This window comes from Ruania albidiflava DSM 18029 (assembly GCF_000421225.1).
Taxonomy (GTDB): Bacteria; Actinomycetota; Actinomycetes; order Actinomycetales; family Beutenbergiaceae; genus Ruania; species Ruania albidiflava.
In genome coordinates, this window is sequence record NZ_ATWL01000004.1 from 1 (window position 1) to 16,541 (window position 16,541).

Sequence of the window (16,541 nt, forward strand, 5' to 3'; positions counted from 1 at the left end):
CCGGCTCAACAACCTCAGTCACCGCCTCAGTGGTCTCCGCCACCGGCTCAACAACCTCGGAGAGACCATCGGTCGCATCGGTAACAACGTCCGCCACCACGGAGGTCGGTTGTTGGTCAGACTGATCTGTCTCGTCAACGGCGCTAGAACCCTCATTGGAGGGTGCAACAACGCTCGTGGTCTGCTCAACAACATCCCCCGCATCGTCGAGCAAGCCGCCGACTAGAGAATCGTCGGCCGAAGCCATCGAACTGAATGCTGCCCCGAGGATCGCTGCACCAGCGACGGTCAGCGTGCTACGCAACGCCCACCGCAGCGGACGGCGTGCACCGTCCGCCTGGTGCCGATCAACTCTGCGACGCATTCCGGGATCCCCCACCCTTCCTGACAGGCTTCATGTTACCCGCATCACATGCCATTGCAAGCCCCGCGATGATTTCGTCGGCGCGCACCTCTCCACGCGAGGACCATGGGCCCGCCACGACGCGCGGTGCCTCGGTTCGTCAGGCCTGCGCCTACAGCTCCACTCGACAGGCCGGTCGATGGGCCGGAACTGCTGACTTTCAAGACAAATCGGTTGTCTCTGACGCGGCGTCACCTTCTATCGTCGCGGCATGACGATCGACGTGTTGAACACCGACCAGGGAATGCGCGATGTGCTGGAGGCGGCAGAGGAGGACCGCGCTGAGCGAGTGCGCCAGATGCTCGCTCCAGCAGCTGGCATGTTCCAGTTCTTCCCAGGCGAGCTGGACCTGGCGGTCATGCACCGGCAGAGCCTGGGCTTCCCGATCGATCGTGAACTCGAGCAGTCTCGAAGCGCCCTGGAGGCGCTCGAGCGTGCTTCCGCGTGGGAGCGAGTACGGACCGCATTGACCGATGCTGTGTCGGCTCAGCTGGCAGTGACCCCGACGATCACCGTTCCCGACCTCACAGTGTTGCTGGTCCTTGGTGACCCGACAGACTCCTACTTCATGGACGAGGCAAGGGGACTGTCCGGCAATGGGTCGATGACTGGTTATCTGATGCTCACCCTGTGGCCCACCGCGGAGAACCTGGACCGCCTCGAGGCTGCGGCAGTGCACGAGCTGCATCACAACCTCAGATATGCACCGGGCGGTGTCATCTGGGATCCCGCCACTGTGAACGTGGGTGAGCACGTCGTCTCTGAAGGCCTCGCTGATGCGTTCGCCAGGTCGTTGTACGGCAACGACCTCGGCTATAGCCCGATAGGGGTCGGTCACCTGAACGATGAGGCAGTGTTCGCGAAGGTGGTTTCCGGACTCGGCGTGACCGGGATGGAGAACTTTGGCGCATGGGTGCTCGGAGATGCGGCTGCCGAACGCTTCGGTGCTGCCAAGGTGGGGCTCCCGACCGGGGCGGGATACGCCGTCGGCAATCGCCTGGTGGACGCCTACCTGGCTGCGACCGGCAAGGATGTCACGGAAGTCCTGCACGTTCCGAGCAAGGAGATCATCGCAGTGGCGCTTGCGCACCACTGAACGCTCATTCCCCCACGTCTACCGCACTGTCGCCATCACCGTCGTTCTCAGTCATGTCTGCTCGATCGCGGAGCACACCGGGATCCTTCGGTACAAGTACCCCAAGGATGCGGTTGAGGTCCTGGACGCTGGCAAACTCAATCGTGACGTGTCCTTTGCGCTGTCCGAGGTTTACCTTGACTTTGGTGTCCAGGTTGTCGGACAACCGAGCCGCGAGATCGTTCAGCGCCGCAGAGTGTGCCCCCGCTCGCGGTCGACGACGCAGCTCGGGCTGCATCGGGTCGTCGCCGAGCGTGACGATCTCCTCGGTGGCGCGAACACTCAGCCCTTCGGCGACAATCCGTTGAGCGAGTCGTTCCATCGCCGCGCCGTCAGTGAGACCGAGGAGCGCGCGGGCGTGGCCGGCGCTGAGCACGCCCGCGGCGACCCGGCGTTGGACCAGCGGGGGTAGCTTCAGCAGCCTCAGCGTGTTGCTGATCTGCGGACGAGAGCGGGCGATACGCACCGCCAGCTCATCGTGGGTGCAGCCAAAATCTTCCAGAAGTTGAGCGTAGGCGGCAGCCTCTTCAAGCGGGTTCAGCTGTGCGCGATGCAGGTTCTCCAGGAGTGCGTCGCGGAGCATGTCCTGCTCGGAGGTGCTGCGGATGATCGCTGGGACAGTGGTGTTGCCGGCAATCCGGGAGGCCCGCCAGCGACGCTCACCCATGATCAGCTCATAAGTGGCTTCTCCGTCGCTGTCGGTCCCGGAGGGACGAACCACGATCGGCTGCAGCACGCCCACCTCACGGATGGAACTAGCCAGTTCGTTCAGCTCATCGTCGTCGAACACCTGCCGGGGCTGCTTCGCGTTCGGATGCACCGCTGCCACCGAAATCTCAGCGAACGTGGCACCCGGCACGGGACGGAGGTCGCCATCGGGCTCCGCGGGAGAGGGGATGACGACGTCTTCCGCTGACCCGGTCTCCCGCGGATCCGCTTTCGAACTTCTTGGTGCCTGGCTGGTGTCGGGTGTGGTGGGGCTCGGAGGCGCCGGCTGGATGGCTGTCGTGGCGCTGGGCTCGCCGTTATCGTTAGTCGCCCCTTCCAGCTCGGCAAGGAGTGCTTCACTGGCACTAGTCGAGGCACTACTCTGCGGGGTCCGATCAGTCTCTACATCGTCGGCAGGGGAGGGAGCAGAGCGGATCACCACCTCGTCGACGGCTTCAAGGGGGCTATCGGCCGTCGGGCTGCTGACGGAACCCGAGGGCGCTGATGCACCACTCCCCGGGTCACCTGGCGTACCCGTTCGCTCCCGATCCTGAAAAAAGACGTCGACCGGCCGTTGACTGCCCGTCCCCGTCGGTCCCGACGGGATGAGGGCACCCAAGCCACGACCAAGTGCCCGACGGCGCTCGCTCACTGTTCTGCTCCTTCGTTGACGCTGTCGGCGAGCGGGCCGGCCACGTCGCCGCCGCTCCTCGCCGAGGCAGGGCTGGTGCCGGCATCTGTATCCGGCGGGGGTTCAATTCCGCGGCGTGCGATCTCACGCGCCGCTTCCATATACGCGAGCGCGCCCGTCGAACCGGCGTCATAGGTCAGGACGGTCTGCCCATAGGACGGTGCCTCCGAGATGCGGACGGAGCGCGGGACGGCGGTGCGTAGCGTCTGGTCGGGGAAGTGTTCACGAACTTCCTCCGCCACCTGTTGCGCGAGGTTTGTGCGACCGTCGAACATTGTCAGCATGATCGTGGAAACGTGCAGAGCCGGGTTCAGGTGGGCGCGAATCAGGTTGATGCTGTTCAACAGCTGACTCAGGCCCTCCAGTGCGTAGTACTCGCACTGAATCGGGATGAGGACCTCACGAGCAGTGACAAAGGCATTGACTGTCAGTAGGCCCAGGCTCGGTGGGCAGTCCACGAAGACGTAGTCGATGCGTGGGTCGCCCCGGCGGGAACGTCCCCGGAGGTAGGCAGCCAAGGCATTGCGGAGCCGATTCTCGCGCGCCACCAGCGAGACCAGCTCGATCTCGGCCCCCGAGAGTTCGATCGTCGCCGGTGCACAGTAGAGGCCGGGGATGACGTCCGACTCCTGAATGACATCTTCCAACGGGACGTCGTTGATGAGCACGTCGTAGGTCGACGGCACACCGCTATGGTGCTCGATCCCGAGAGCCGTCGAGGCGTTTCCTTGAGGATCGTTATCAATAACGAGGACACGGAGCCCCGACTTGGCGAGAGCTGCTGCAAGATTCACAGCCGTCGTAGTTTTGCCGACACCCCCTTTTTGGTTTGCCACCGTGAAGACACGAGTCTGCAGTGGTGGCGGAAACTTGCTGCCGGAGAGCTCGATACGGCGGCGCGTGTCCTGGGCGAGCTGGGCCGCAAGAGGGGTGGTCTCGTCCATGATCGGGATGGCTTCCATCAGAGCCAGCCGTCGCTCTTGCTCCGGGGAGAGGGGCGTCGTCACGTCCGCAATCGAGGCCGGGCCCGCCGCGCCGTCATCCTGGTCCACGTATCATCCCTTCACCGCCAACAACCCAAGAGTAGACGGCCTAGCGCATCATCACGAACACTTCGCTCGTACCGTGGACATGGACGCCTACGACGCCGCGCTGTGGATAACCTGTGGGTTGCGTGTGCACAAGTCGCCGTCATGTGTATAAACCCGGGTAGCCTGTGGATAACCTGCGGACCCTCCCTGACTGGTTGAACCGTGACTGCGCCTGAAACCGCATGAAGTCGCGGCTATTCATTGCTTTTCGACACCGTCCGCATCGGTCAACTCGCAGCAGGTCTTGTCCACATCTTGGAGCGATCATGTGGATAACCGCATCTTCAGGGCTTCTTCGCGGAGGCGGTTTCACGTGAACCGCGCGTTATCCACAGAGCGCACATGCACCCGAGCTCACGCTGGTAGCGCGGTCGGCTTCACCAACATCTGAGTACAGCTGAGCCGGATGCCTGGTGACTCGAATGGCACCTCACGCTCTTGGAGCCCTGACTGTCGCGCCCGTTCCACGTGAAACGGGCCCGTCGCGAGAGCCCGACCGTTCGGCTCGACGCCTGCACAGGCCGGCGTCCAATAGCCGATCGGGCCGAGTAGGCCACAGCTGCGTTCTCTCTGTCTGTTACGCACAGCCGCCACCTCAGAGCGTTTCCGCATCCATCGTGCGGTGAGCTGTCAGAAGACTCGGCCGTTTCACGTGAAACGGCCGAGTCGGCGCTCTGGCACAGAGACGTACTCCGGTTATCCTCATCGGTGCCGACACCTGCTGCAATACCGTCCCGCCTACAGATTCTCAGGACTCCACTACACCATATGGCGCACAGAACGAATTGACGCCGCCTGCCCTCGCGCGCTCCAACCCGCATCTGCTAGACCAGAAAGAGCACACGGGGGAGCAGCCATGTGCACGTGTGCACGTTCGGTCTCCCGAAGCGGGAGCACCGCTGACCCAGCCCGTCCATTCGCACTGCGGACCGAGAGCACAGCGGTCCGTGCACAGTGCACTCGGTTTCACGTGGAACAGTGCGAAACTCTCGCTCAGCGGCGTCCTTCAAACCCCGAACCACTCATCCATGGAGCCGCACCGATGGAGCCCCGTGATGCCACCATCTTCAGTTAGTGCCGTCTGAACTCTCGGCGGTGCTATCGTCCGTTCCTACAAGCTGGCGGTTCCACGTGAAACGGGCTCGGGCAGTCTGCTCCTGACTGCTCGACCGCGAAGGTTGAACTCAAGTCCCAGTCGCACATCCATCTCATCTCAGCAGAACGATGCGGCAACCCGCGTGTCCGTCCGCCCTCCTCTTGTGGCCCGATCGACAGTCTCACAGATTCGTTCCACGCGAAACGGAACCGATCATGCAAGTGGCGTGTACTCTTGCCTCGCCCACCGGGCGCCTCGAGCCCACACCGCCCCAGGGCTGTCGATGACAACCAGAGACACTCCAGCTGCGCTGTATCTGGGCCTGCTTCCTCGCAGACTGGATTCACGTGAAACAGCGGCTGCTTCTATCTCCTGAGGCACCGCAAGGATTGGGGTCCACCAGAGACGTGCGATAGTCATCACCCACTCGAGCGGGTACTCCCACCCGCCAGGACAGATACGCCCCGGAGCGGACTGACTGGACGCGGAAACGGGCAACTGTTTGACCGCATCGACGCAGCTGGCGTCATTCATCACGCGGCACCCGGAAGCACCGTTCCACGTGGAACGGGCCGGACACTCTTACGGTCACGACCTTGGGCCTATCGGTCGCCCATAGGCACCGACGTCTCTCACGCTCTGACACACTCAGGATGACCGACACATCAGCGACGATCGCATCGCCAGCGGTCGCGTATCAGGCGTCGTCACGAGTGGGCAGGCTGCGGGGCGACGGTCGACCTGGTTCCACGTGGAACAACCTCCGCACCGACGAACACTCGACACGATAGGTAGCGGCTCACAAGCTGTGCCGGAAAGAGAAATCCTCATCCACACCGGAACCAGACAGCGGGCTGCACCGACGTCCTGCCGACGGTGGACTTGTCCGCTCCGCCCAGCTCATCGCCATCACGCTCGAGCGCGATCGCTGAATCCCGGTCGCGGCCTCAACCAATCACCGATGCGCAGCGCAACGCACTGCGTCCACGCATCCTTGATTCACGTAACGAACCGGTACTCGGCACCTCGAACCACGTGCACGTCCGGCGGGAGCCATCGACGACCATTCCGACGCAGAAAACCGATCACGTCGCGACAATGATGGTGGTCGGCACGCTGCGTGGACTCGATCCGATGCTCGCACAGGGTGATACCGGATGCTTCACAAGAAATACCCATGCGGGACTGGCCGAGCGTACCTATCGGATCGGCTGGCGGACGTGACACCACCACAACGTCGTGGACTGAGCCGCCCAACCGATGAACCACAGGGACACGTTCGTTGCGGCCCGGCCACTCCTCAGACTGACCGGCGGACGGCGCGATACCCCGGAGGTGCGGACCTCCCGAACTCGATTCGAGCCACCGTTTCCTTCACGATCTCCGTTGCACGTGAAACGGTTATGCTGGCGTCAGCACGACTTCCTCACCCCTGAAAGATGTGCACCGACACCATCTGCCACGTCAGGAATGTGCCAACCATCATCAGCGTGAAGCCCGGAACCTACCAGCTCTCGCTACGCCGAGGCGGCTGGTTGAACCGAAGCATCACCAGCCGGAACTGCGACCGGAGCGAGATTCAACATCAGCGTGCTACGCAGCCTCGATAACGATCACGCAGATCGCGGTGCGGTATCCAGCACCGTTCCACGCGAAACCGGCACGACGTAATCGTACGTCTGTTCGAACCGATGAGGAGCTACTTCTTCCGCGCCTCAACCACCCGCGTGACATCGCCATCGCCGAGCATGTCCACCTCGTGGATCGTCACGTCGACTACACCGAGCTTGCGCAGCACCTTCGAGGCTTTCTCGACCTCCTCCGCCGCGCGCTGGCCCTTCTGCGCCAGCAGCCGCCCCCCGGCCCCGACCAGCGGAAGACACATCGGCGAGAGCTTGTCCAAAGCAGCCACCGCCCGTGCAGTGACCGCATCCACGGTGAGCCTGCCGTGCAGCTCCTCCGCCCGCACCTGGTGCACGGACACATTGTCCAGGTCGAGCTCGTCGACCACCTCGAGAAGCCAGTCCACCCGGCGCTGCATCGGCTCTACGAGATGCACATCGAGCTCCGGACGCATCAACGCGAGCACTACGCCCGGCAGCCCCGCTCCGGAGCCGACATCCGCGAGCGATCCTTCCTCTGGCAGGAACTGTGCCACTGCCGCCGAGTTCAGCACATGGCGCGACCAGAGCTTCGGCAGCTCTCGCGGTCCGATCAACCCTCGTAGCTCACCCTCTTGAGCAAGCAGTTCGGCGAAGTGTGCGGCGCCACCCCAGGCGAGGCCGAGGATTTCCCGACTCCGGTCGTCGTCCACGGCCACCGAATCCGGCGTGATCTCCTCCATCAACCCACCGTCTCAGCCAGCCGCACGGATCACCACATGCCGGTTCGGCTCTGCACCTTCGGACTCACTGACCAGGCCCGCTGCGGCTACTGCATCATGGACCACCTTGCGCTCGAACGGATTCATCGGCTCCAACGCGACGTCTGCTCCGTTCTCCTGCACCCGGACGATCGCGTCCTGCGCCAGGGCGGTGAGCTCAACGCGCCGATTCTTCCGATACCCGGCCACATCGAGCATCAGCCTGCTGCGATCACCAGTCTTCGCCTGAACAGCGAGTCGGGTCAGCTCCTGCAGCGCATCCAGCACCTCACCCTTGCGGCCCACCAGGGCACTGAGGGTCTCGTCGTCCTCATCGGTGACTACTGCAACGGCAGCCCGACCATGGTCGACGTCGATGTCGATGTCACCATCGAGATCGGCGATGTCCAACAGCTCCTCGAGATAGTCAGCAGCGACTTCGCCCTCCTCCTCGAGTCGAGCCCGTTCATCCGAACTATCGCTGCCCTCTGGCATGTGGCCCTCGGAGCTCACTGCTGCAGTCTCGTTCGTCATCGTGTCAGCCTCTCGTCTCATTCTCACAGCCGCGCTGGGCGGTGTGATGGACCGGCGGCGCCGGTGTCGTCATAGTTGCAGGCGCCCGGTCAGCCGGTCGCAGCCCCTTTTCCCTTGCGCTTGGAGCGTGGTGCATTCCGCTTCGGCTGGGTCCGCTGCCCACTGGCCGGCTTCGTACTCTCAGCCTCGGCCGACTCGTCTCCACCCTCGAGCACAGCGCCCTCGTCCTCCAGGGAGATACCGCGGCCCTTCTTCGCCTTGGCCTTCTTCGCCTTGCGTTCCAGGTACTTCTGCTCCGCCTCAGAACCCGGCGTGGGCGAGTTGCGGATGACGATGAACTGCTGCCCAAGGGTCCACAGGTTCGACGTGGTCCAGTAGATCAGCACACCCATCGGGAAGTTCACACCGATGAACAGGAAGATCAGCGGGAAGATGTACATCAACATCTTCTGCTGCCGGGCCATCGGGTTGTCCTGCGAGGCCGCTGGCATGTTCTTCATCGTCAGCTGGCGCTGGGTGAACAGCGTGGTCGCCGACATCAGCACGATCAGCGTGGCTGTCACCAGCCGCACGGCGAGCGCGTCATCGCCCATGAAGCTGGACGCCAGCGGGGCGCCGAAGATTGTCGAGGACTCAGCCTGTGCGGCCAGCGTCTGCGTCAGTGGCCCGATGCTGTCGCGACCGTGGTACGAACCACTGGCCACATCGGGCAACGAGTACAGCACCCGGTACAGGGCGAAGAACACCGGCATCTGCGCGATCAGCGGCAGGCAGGAGGCGAACGGGGAGGTACCAGCCTCCTTGTAGATCGCCATCATCTCCTGCTGCATCGCTTGGCGAGACGCAGGATCTGTCTTTCCCTTGTACTTCTTCTGCAGCTTCTGGATCTCTGGTTGCACCACCTGCATGCCGCGCGAGGCCTTGATCTGCCGCACGAACAGCGGGATCAGCAGGATCCGGATCACCACCACCAGCGCAACGATGGAGAGCACCCACGTCCAGCCACCAGCAGGGTCCATGCCGATGAACGTGAGCGCATCGTGCGCCTGCACCATGATCCAGGCCACGGCCACTTTCAGCGGCCACAGCACAGTGTCGAAGAAACCCATCTGCCGGCTTGGTCTCCTAAGGTCAGATCCGCTGGTGCGGACCCTGGTGGGAAAGTCTGTGATCGAGACTACGGTCTGCCCCATAGGCTAAGCGGTCCGCGTGCGACGGCGAACCATCTGCCTGGCATCGGTCGTCACCGTGCTCGCCGGTCGTCCCGGCACGTCGCCGCCAAGGCAGGTTGGTCTGGGCAGGAACCTCGTCCACGCCACCAGCGGACCACGGGTTGCAGCGCAGCACCCGCCACGCCGCGAGCCCTGTGCCCGTGAGCGGACCGTGCCGCCGTAACGCTTCCAAGCCATAGGCCGAACAGCTCGGGTAATACCGGCACCGCGGCGCCAGCCAAGGCGAGACGATCAGCTGGTAACCGCGCACCATCATGGTGAGCAGCCAGGTAACCGGATGACGAGAGCTGTGCCGCGCCGTCATCGTTGCACCCTCCCAGCATCCGGTGGGTCTCCGGCAGCCACGGGTACGGAGCGCCCCCTCCGCCGGTACTCCTTCTGCTGCGCCTTCCGCCAGCTGCGACGCAGGTCGCTGCGCAGCTCCGTAAAGCTAGCCCCGGCTGCCGCCGGCAGTGCTCGCACCACCAGTGCTGTGCCCTCGGGCAGCTCATCAAGGTCCTCAGCCATCACGGCACGCATCCGCCGCTTCACCAAGTTCCGCTGCACTGCCCCGCCCACGGCCCGGGACACAACAAAACCCACCCGGGTGACCGTGTCCCGGGTGGAGTGGTAGTGCACCACCAGCCGCGCAGTGCTGCTGCGGGCACCGGAAGAGATCGCCGCGCCGAACTCGTCGCCGTGGCGCATCCGATACTCCGCCGGCAGCACCGCCCTGAGCGTCTCAGGCAGTCAGAGCGCGACGGCCCTTGCGGCGCCGGGACGCAACGATGGCGCGGCCAGCGCGAGTGCGCATCCGCAGTCGGAAGCCATGCACCTTGGCTCGGCGCCGGTTGTTGGGCTGGAAGGTCCGCTTGCTCACGGTTCTGCTCCAAGACGTCGGGAAGTGTGCCGCCCCATCGTGTCGTGGAGCGCAAGACGTTACGGACACGGCGCACCAGCACGTGGGCACAGTCGTCCATATGACTGACCCACGATACGTGGTGGCTCGAAGCACGGTCAAACCGCGCAACCATGGGCTTGCTCACCATCGGCATCTGCCTGTGGACAACCCGCTGGCCGAGACCACCGATACACCGATACGCTCGCCTCTCCAGGTATGTGGTCCATCAGCCCGAGAACCGCAGCAGCTCAATGCTCGACGCCGTGGCACGCGGTTACACACAGACTGTGGATAGAGTTGTGGATCATCGCCTGGTCCAACCAGCTGCACCCGCGGCATGGACCTACCGGGTGCCCAACCATCACCATCAGTCGTCCTTCAGGCAGGGGGTCCAGTGTCAGAGTCGCCAGTCGATCCCACCGATCTCAACTATGCCTGGCAGCGCGCTTACGAGATCCTGAACAGCCGCGGGAACCTCGGTGGTGCTCAGGCCGGCTTCATCCGCCTGACCAAACCACTCGGCGTCATCGACGACACGATCCTGCTGGCCGTACCGAGCGAGTTCGCCAAGGACTACATCGAGACCCGGGCGCGGGAGTCGATCATCTCCGCGCTGTCCACCGCGCTCGACCGCACTGTGCGGATCGCAGTCACCGTGGATCCCTCGCTGGAGGACAAGGACGACCAACCCGAACGTGCCGAGACCGACCAGGTGCCACGAAGCTCAGGCCCTGCGACCCAGCACGGCGACCAGGCGCCCAGCAGCGGCGCCCAGCAGCGCACTGTCGAACCACCGGCACCGCCACGGGTGGACAACTACGCCACTGGCGTGGACCCGAACGCGCGGCTGAACCCGAACTACTCCTTCGACACGTTCGTGATCGGATCCTCGAACCGATTCGCACACGCGGCCGCGACCGCCGTCGCCGAAGCACCGGCGAAAGCGTACAACCCGCTGTTCATCTACGGACAGTCCGGGCTCGGCAAGACACACCTGCTGCATGCCATCGGCCACTACGCGAAGAGCCTCTACCCCGGAATCCGGGTGCGGTACGTGAACTCCGAGGAGTTCACCAACGACTTCATCAACTCCATCCGCGACGACAAGGCAGAGGCGTTCCAGCGCCGCTACCGCGAGGTCGACGTGCTGCTCATCGACGACATCCAGTTCCTGCAGGGCAAGGAACAGACGATGGAGGAGTTCTTCCACACCTTCAACACCCTGCACAACGACAACAAGCAGGTGGTCATCACCTCCGACTTGCCGCCCAAGCACCTGAACGGGTTCGAGGACCGGATGCGGTCCAGGTTCGAGTGGGGTCTGATCACCGACGTACAACCGCCGGACCTGGAGACGCGGATCGCCATCCTGCGGAAGAAGGCGGGCAGCGAGTCGCTGCAGGCACCCAGCGAGGTGCTGGAGTACATCGCCTCGAAGATCTCCTCGAACATCCGCGAGCTGGAGGGTGCCCTCATCCGGGTGACCGCGTTCGCGAACCTGAACCGGCAGTCGGTGGACCTGCCCCTGGCGGAGATGGTGCTCAAGGACCTGATCACCGACACCGACGGTGCCGAGATCACGCCGTCGATGATCATGGCGCAGACCTCCTCCTACTTCGGTGTGACGATCGAGGCGCTGTGCAGCGCAGACCGTTCCCGAGTGCTGGTCAACGCCCGCCAGATCGCCATGTACCTGTGCCGCGAGCTGACCGAGCTGTCCCTGCCGAAGATCGGACAGCTCTTCGGAGGCCGCGACCACACCACGGTGATGCACGCGAACAAGAAGATCCGCCAGCAGATGGCCGAACGGCGCTCCACCTTCAACCAGGTCACCGAGCTGACCAACCGGATCAAACAGCAACGCACCTGACAAACCACGCGAAATGCACAGTTGTGGACAACGCTGTGGACAGCCGTGGATAACTACCGCGCAGCACGTGGACAACATGGTCCTTCTCCGTGGACGCCGCTAGGGCCGGCAGATGACATTCACATCTTCCCCGTGGCGCTGTGCACGCTCGTCCCACCACCTGTCCACAACCGGCTGCCCACACTGACCTGCACAGATGCCGCTCGCCCACAGTCTCCACATCTCCTATGACGACCACGAGACCTTTAACGATCCGAGGATGTGAACAACCAACAGCTACCGGTCCGAGCCCTGAGCAACCCTGCTGATGAACACATCGACAGATCCAGCACCCATCACCCACCGCTGTCGTCTAACCTCGGAGGCAGACCTGTGTCCTGCTCCGCCGAGGAGACGTGGACAACCGCCCGCTGCTGACTCACTATGCTCAGTAGCCCCAAGTACGACGATCAGAAAGTAGGGCCCGCATCGTGAAGTTCAGGGTGGAGCGAGACGTACTGGCCGACGCCGTCACCTGGACTTCGCGCAGCCTGCCGACACGTCCACCGTCTCCCGTGCTCGCCGGGGTGCTGCTGACAGCGGACGCCGAGGGCAGCCTGGTGCTCTCCACCTTCGACTACGAGGTCTCGGCCCGGTCCACGGTGACCGCCGAGGTGGAAGAGGCCGGTTCGGTGCTCGTCTCCGGCCGCCTGCTGGCCGAGATCGCCCGAGCGTTGCCGAACAAGCCGGTCGAGGTGGCCGTCGAGGACAACCGGGTGATGGTCGTCTGCGGCGCCTCCCGGTTCACGCTGCTCACCATGCCGGTCGAGGAGTACCCGTCCCTACCAGATCTTCCGGAGGTCACCGGATCTATCGACGGCGACGGGTTCGCCCGCGCCATCGCCCAGGTGACGATCGCCGCCGGCCGGGACGAGACCTTGCCGCTGCTGACCGGTGTCAAGCTCGAGATCGAGGGCGACACGCTCACCATGCTGGCCACCGACCGCTACCGCCTGGCGATGCGAGAAGTGCACTGGAACCCCGCCAGCCCGGGGGTCTCCCGCACAGCGCTGGTGCGAGCACGCACCCTCTCTGATGTGGCGAAGAACCTTTCCAGCGCCGGGTCGGTGGAGCTCGCCCTGGCCGAGGGCGGGGACATCATCGGCTTCGAGGCAGGGGGCCGGCGCACGACCTCGCTGCTGCTGGAGGGGGACTACCCCCCGGTGCGGCGGCTGTTCCCGGAGCAGACGTCCACGCACACGGTCACGGCGACCTCCGACCTGGTCGAGGCCGCCAAGCGGGTGGCCCTGGTCGCCGAGCGGAACACCCCGATCAGGTTGTCGTTCACCGAGGGCCAGGTGGTGCTCGAAGCCGGTCAGGGAGACGACGCGCAGGCGTCGGAAGCACTGGAGTCCACCCTCGTGGGTGAGGACATCAGCACCGCGTTCAACCCGCAGTACCTGCTCGACGGGCTCAGCTCGCTGGACTCCGAGTTCGTCCGGCTGTCCTTCACCCACCCGTCAAAGCCGGCTGTGATGACCGGGCAGGACTCCATCGACGGTAGCGATCACGCCGAAGAGTTCCGCTACCTGCTGATGCCGATCCGCTTCGGAGCCTGAGAGCAGCACGTCAACGAAAGGATCGCGCAGATGCACATCGGACTCGTGGGACTGGGCCGCATGGGCGGCAACATGCGCGATCGCCTGCGGCTCAAGGGCCACGAGGTCACCGGATACGACCACAACCCCGAGGTCTCTGACGTCGCCTCGCTCGCCGAGATGGTCCAGGCACTGGACGGTGACCGGCGGGTGGTGTGGGTGATGGTCCCGGCCGGGGAGGTCACCGAGTCTGTGATCTCGGAGGTGGCCGGGCTGCTTGGTCCCGGTGACGTGATCATCGACGGCGGCAACTCCAAGTACGACGACGACCTGCGCCGGGCCGAGGAGCTCGGTCGGCGGGACCTGAGGTACGTGGATGCCGGTGTCTCCGGAGGAGTCTGGGGAGAGACGAACGGGTACGGGCTGATGGTCGGCGGCGATGACGCCACGATCGAGTACCTGATGCCTGTCTTCGATGCGCTGCGACCGGACGGCCCGCGCAACGAGGGTTTCGTGCACGCCGGTCCGGTGGGCGCTGGCCACTACGCGAAGATGGTGCACAACGGCATCGAGTACGGCGTGATGCAGGCCTACGCCGAGGGCTACGAGATCCTCGCGGCACGCGATGACCTGATCGGGGACGTCGGTGCGATCTTCGAAGCGTGGCAGCGCGGCACCGTGGTTCGTTCCTGGCTGCTGGAGCTGCTGGTCAAGGCACTCAACGAGGACCCCGACCTGGACGACATCCGCGGTTTCGTGGCCGACTCTGGTGAGGGACGCTGGACCGTGGAGGAAGCTGTGCAGCGGGCCGTGCCGGCGCCGGTGATCAGCGCTGCCCTGTTCGCCCGGTTCGACTCCCGGCAGGAGGACTCCCCGGCGATGAAGGCGGTGGCCGCACTGCGTCAGCAGTTCGGCGGCCACGCCACGAAACCCTCCGCTGAATGACGGCGGAACCCACCTGGTCGTCCTCGTGCACCTTCCGCATGCCTCGGCAGGGCCGGTGAGGGCTCGTGTACGTCTCTGACCTGGCGCTGACCGACTTCCGGTCCTACCCCGAGGTGCTGCTGGCGCTGGACCCCGGTGTGACCGCGTTCGTGGGGCCGAACGGACAGGGCAAGACGAACCTGGTGGAGTCCCTGGGCTACCTGGCTACCTTCTCCTCACACCGGGTCTCCGCGGACGCCGCGCTGGTCCGTGCTGGTGCGCAGCGGGCGATCATCCAGGCGAAAGTGGTGCGGGACGGTCGTAGCTCGCTGCTGGAGCTGGAGGTGGTGGCGGGCAAGGCGAACCGGGCCCGGTTCAACCGCAGCCCCTTGCCCAGGGCCCGAGACCTGGCCGGGCGGCTGCGCACGGTCCTGTTCGCCCCCGAGGACCTCAGCCTGGTCAAGGGGGATCCGGAGGGCCGGCGCCGGTTCCTGGACGAGCTGCTGGTGCTGCTCAGCCCCAAGCTCGCTGCGGTGCGCTCGGACTACGAACGGGTGATCCGGCAACGCAACGCGCTGCTGAAGTCCGCCGGTACCCAGCGTCGTTCGGGTACCAAGCTGGACCTGCGCACCCTGGACGTGTGGGACGACAAGGCGGCGGTCGCCGGTGCCCAGCTGGTGGCGGCCCGGGTGCAGCTGGTGAATGCGTTGCGCCCGCACCTGGCCCACGCCTACACGCAGGTCAGCTCCGGTCAGAGCGAGGCGCGGATGTTCTACCGTGCCAGCGTGGACCGGGCGATGGGCAGCACCGGACGCTCGGCGGCCGGCCGACCCGCTGAGCCCGGGCCCGAGGACCCTGAAGCGCTCACCGACGCCGGTGTGGTTGAGGCCCGGCTGCTGGAAGCGATGGCGCACCTGCGTGGCAAGGAGATCGAGCGCGGGGTGAGCATGGTGGGTCCGCACCGCGACGAGCTCGAGCTGTATCTGGACGACCTGCCCGCCAAGGGGTACGCCTCGCACGGAGAGTCCTGGTCGCTGGCGCTGGGGCTGCGGCTGGCCAGCTATGAGCTGCTCAAGGCTGATGACGACTGGCACGAGAGCTCAGAACCAGTGCTCATCCTCGATGACGTGTTCGCCGAGTTGGACACCCGCCGACGGGACCGGCTCGCCGAGCTGATCGCTCCCGCTGAGCAGGTGCTGATCACCGCAGCGGTGGCCGAGGACGTTCCCGAGGTGCTCGAAGGGGCACGGGTGGACGTGATGGGGTCGGTGGCCACCTGTGTCAGGTGACCAGGGCCTCCCGCCCACTGAGGAGCCGGCAGGTGGGGAGGGACGGCCGGCCGAGGAGGTCCGGTCCGGCCAACTGCCGGAGCAGGCCAGCACCACCGAGGACCTACCGGACCAGGAGGATCCGGACAGTGCGGCACGGGTCGCGCTGGCTCGTGCACGAGAAGCAGCCCGTGCCAAGGGGATGGCCACTACGCGACGCAAGCCCCGCCGTCGAGCCGGTGACGTGTACCTGCCCAGCGCACCGGAGTCCGCCCGGGACCCGGCTCCCCTCGGCGATGCCGTGCAGGCACTGGCCCGCCAGCTCGGCTGGAGACAACCGCTGTCCATCGGTGGTGTGGTCGGGCGCTGGCGGGAGGTGGTCGGCGACCAGATCGCCGACCACTGCGTGCCGGAGACCTTCGAGGACGGTGTGCTGGTGGTCCGCACCGACTCCACCGCCTGGGCCACCCAGATCCGTCTGCTCACCCCACAGCTGGACCGCCGGCTCGCCGAGGAGGTCGGTGAAGGGGTGGTCACCTCGATCAAGGTGCTCGGCCCTGGCGGCCCGTCATGGAGCCGCGGCACCAGGCGGGTGCAAGGCGGGCGCGGGCCACGGGACACCTACGGCTGAGCCGTTGTCCACATGCCACCACACCGTTGTGGACAACACTGTGGACAGACTCGGAATCTGCGCTGTTTCGGGGTAGAATCGACTACAGCGTCCGGGGGGCAGTGGCACCTGATCATGAGAACCCTGGGCCGGCACGTGT

At 65.1% G+C, this 16,541-nt stretch carries 16 protein-coding genes; 7 read left to right on the forward strand and 9 right to left on the reverse strand.

Translation table 11 applies throughout. The annotated features are described in order from the left end of the window. Positions 1–247 (reverse strand): hypothetical protein (locus K338_RS20830; RefSeq protein WP_040653130.1); only part of this gene is annotated, 247 nt, incomplete at its 3' end. Between the two features lie 367 nt (positions 248–614). On the opposite strand from K338_RS20830, the gene K338_RS0106120 reads away from it, so the two are divergent. After that, the gene (locus K338_RS0106120) at positions 615–1,499 is read left to right on the forward strand and encodes a DUF2268 domain-containing putative Zn-dependent protease (RefSeq protein ID WP_022917296.1); all 885 of its coding nucleotides are present in this window, start codon (positions 615–617) and stop codon (positions 1,497–1,499) included. A gap of 4 nt (positions 1,500–1,503) precedes the next feature. On the opposite strand, the gene K338_RS0106125 is transcribed toward K338_RS0106120, so the two are convergent. Together K338_RS0106125 and K338_RS20835 are read right to left on the reverse strand one after the other, a co-directional pair. After that, positions 1,504–2,898 (reverse strand): ParB/RepB/Spo0J family partition protein, encoded by a 1,395-nt coding sequence (locus tag K338_RS0106125; protein WP_022917297.1) that lies wholly within the window; start codon positions 2,896–2,898, stop codon positions 1,504–1,506. Further along, positions 2,895–3,989, reverse strand: a complete 1,095-nt coding sequence (locus tag K338_RS20835; RefSeq protein WP_022917298.1) for a ParA family protein — start codon at positions 3,987–3,989, stop codon at positions 2,895–2,897. The genes K338_RS0106125 and K338_RS20835 overlap by 4 nt, the downstream gene beginning before the upstream one ends. A gap of 2,017 nt (positions 3,990–6,006) precedes the next feature. On the opposite strand from K338_RS20835, the gene K338_RS25950 reads away from it, so the two are divergent. Continuing rightward, on the forward strand, positions 6,007–6,348 hold the full coding sequence (locus K338_RS25950; RefSeq protein ID WP_211218196.1) for a hypothetical protein: 342 nt from the start codon (positions 6,007–6,009) through the stop codon (positions 6,346–6,348). A gap of 475 nt (positions 6,349–6,823) precedes the next feature. On the opposite strand, the gene rsmG is transcribed toward K338_RS25950, so the two are convergent. The 6 genes from rsmG to rpmH all read right to left on the reverse strand — a co-directional run bounded on the left by rsmG (position 6,824) and on the right by rpmH (position 10,111). Beyond that, positions 6,824–7,468 carry a 16S rRNA (guanine(527)-N(7))-methyltransferase RsmG gene (gene rsmG / locus K338_RS25480; protein ID WP_022917299.1) on the reverse strand — a complete coding sequence of 215 codons (645 nt, stop codon included), beginning with the start codon at positions 7,466–7,468 and terminating at the stop codon, positions 6,824–6,826. A 12-nt stretch (positions 7,469–7,480) separates the two neighbouring features. Beyond that, positions 7,481–7,981 carry a Jag family protein gene (locus K338_RS25485; RefSeq protein ID WP_027286499.1) on the reverse strand — a complete coding sequence of 167 codons (501 nt, stop codon included), beginning with the start codon at positions 7,979–7,981 and terminating at the stop codon, positions 7,481–7,483. Between the two features lie 128 nt (positions 7,982–8,109). Beyond that, on the reverse strand, positions 8,110–9,129 hold the full coding sequence (yidC, locus tag K338_RS20840; RefSeq protein ID WP_022917301.1) for a membrane protein insertase YidC: 1,020 nt from the start codon (positions 9,127–9,129) through the stop codon (positions 8,110–8,112). A gap of 22 nt (positions 9,130–9,151) precedes the next feature. Further along, positions 9,152–9,556: a membrane protein insertion efficiency factor YidD gene (gene yidD, locus K338_RS26490; RefSeq protein WP_084480677.1), complete on the reverse strand. Its 405-nt coding sequence runs from the start codon at positions 9,554–9,556 to the stop codon at positions 9,152–9,154. Next, on the reverse strand, positions 9,553–9,960 hold the full coding sequence (gene rnpA / locus K338_RS20845) for a ribonuclease P protein component (RefSeq protein WP_022917302.1): 408 nt from the start codon (positions 9,958–9,960) through the stop codon (positions 9,553–9,555). The genes yidD and rnpA overlap by 4 nt, the downstream gene beginning before the upstream one ends. A 13-nt stretch (positions 9,961–9,973) precedes the next feature. Then, positions 9,974–10,111 carry a 50S ribosomal protein L34 gene (gene rpmH / locus K338_RS25020; protein WP_084480679.1) on the reverse strand — a complete coding sequence of 46 codons (138 nt, stop codon included), beginning with the start codon at positions 10,109–10,111 and terminating at the stop codon, positions 9,974–9,976. A 475-nt stretch (positions 10,112–10,586) separates the two neighbouring features. Here rpmH and dnaA point away from each other — a divergent pair, with 475 nt between their 5' ends. The 5 genes from dnaA to K338_RS0106175 all read left to right on the forward strand — a co-directional run bounded on the left by dnaA (position 10,587) and on the right by K338_RS0106175 (position 16,402). Continuing rightward, the gene (gene dnaA, locus K338_RS0106155) at positions 10,587–12,002 is read left to right on the forward strand and encodes a chromosomal replication initiator protein DnaA (protein WP_051154699.1); all 1,416 of its coding nucleotides are present in this window, start codon (positions 10,587–10,589) and stop codon (positions 12,000–12,002) included. Between the two features lie 470 nt (positions 12,003–12,472). Then, positions 12,473–13,600: a DNA polymerase III subunit beta gene (gene dnaN / locus K338_RS0106160; protein WP_022917304.1), complete on the forward strand. Its 1,128-nt coding sequence runs from the start codon at positions 12,473–12,475 to the stop codon at positions 13,598–13,600. Between the two features lie 30 nt (positions 13,601–13,630). Beyond that, on the forward strand, positions 13,631–14,524 hold the full coding sequence (gnd, locus tag K338_RS0106165; protein WP_022917305.1) for a phosphogluconate dehydrogenase (NAD(+)-dependent, decarboxylating): 894 nt from the start codon (positions 13,631–13,633) through the stop codon (positions 14,522–14,524). A gap of 65 nt (positions 14,525–14,589) precedes the next feature. Further along, entirely contained in the window at positions 14,590–15,792 is a 1,203-nt protein-coding gene (gene recF, locus K338_RS0106170) for a DNA replication/repair protein RecF (RefSeq protein ID WP_022917306.1), read from the forward strand. Next, a complete protein-coding gene (locus tag K338_RS0106175; RefSeq protein ID WP_022917307.1) occupies positions 15,782–16,402 on the forward strand; it encodes a DciA family protein in 621 nt (206 codons plus the stop codon). The genes recF and K338_RS0106175 overlap by 11 nt, the downstream gene beginning before the upstream one ends. Positions 16,403–16,541 lie beyond the last annotated feature (139 nt).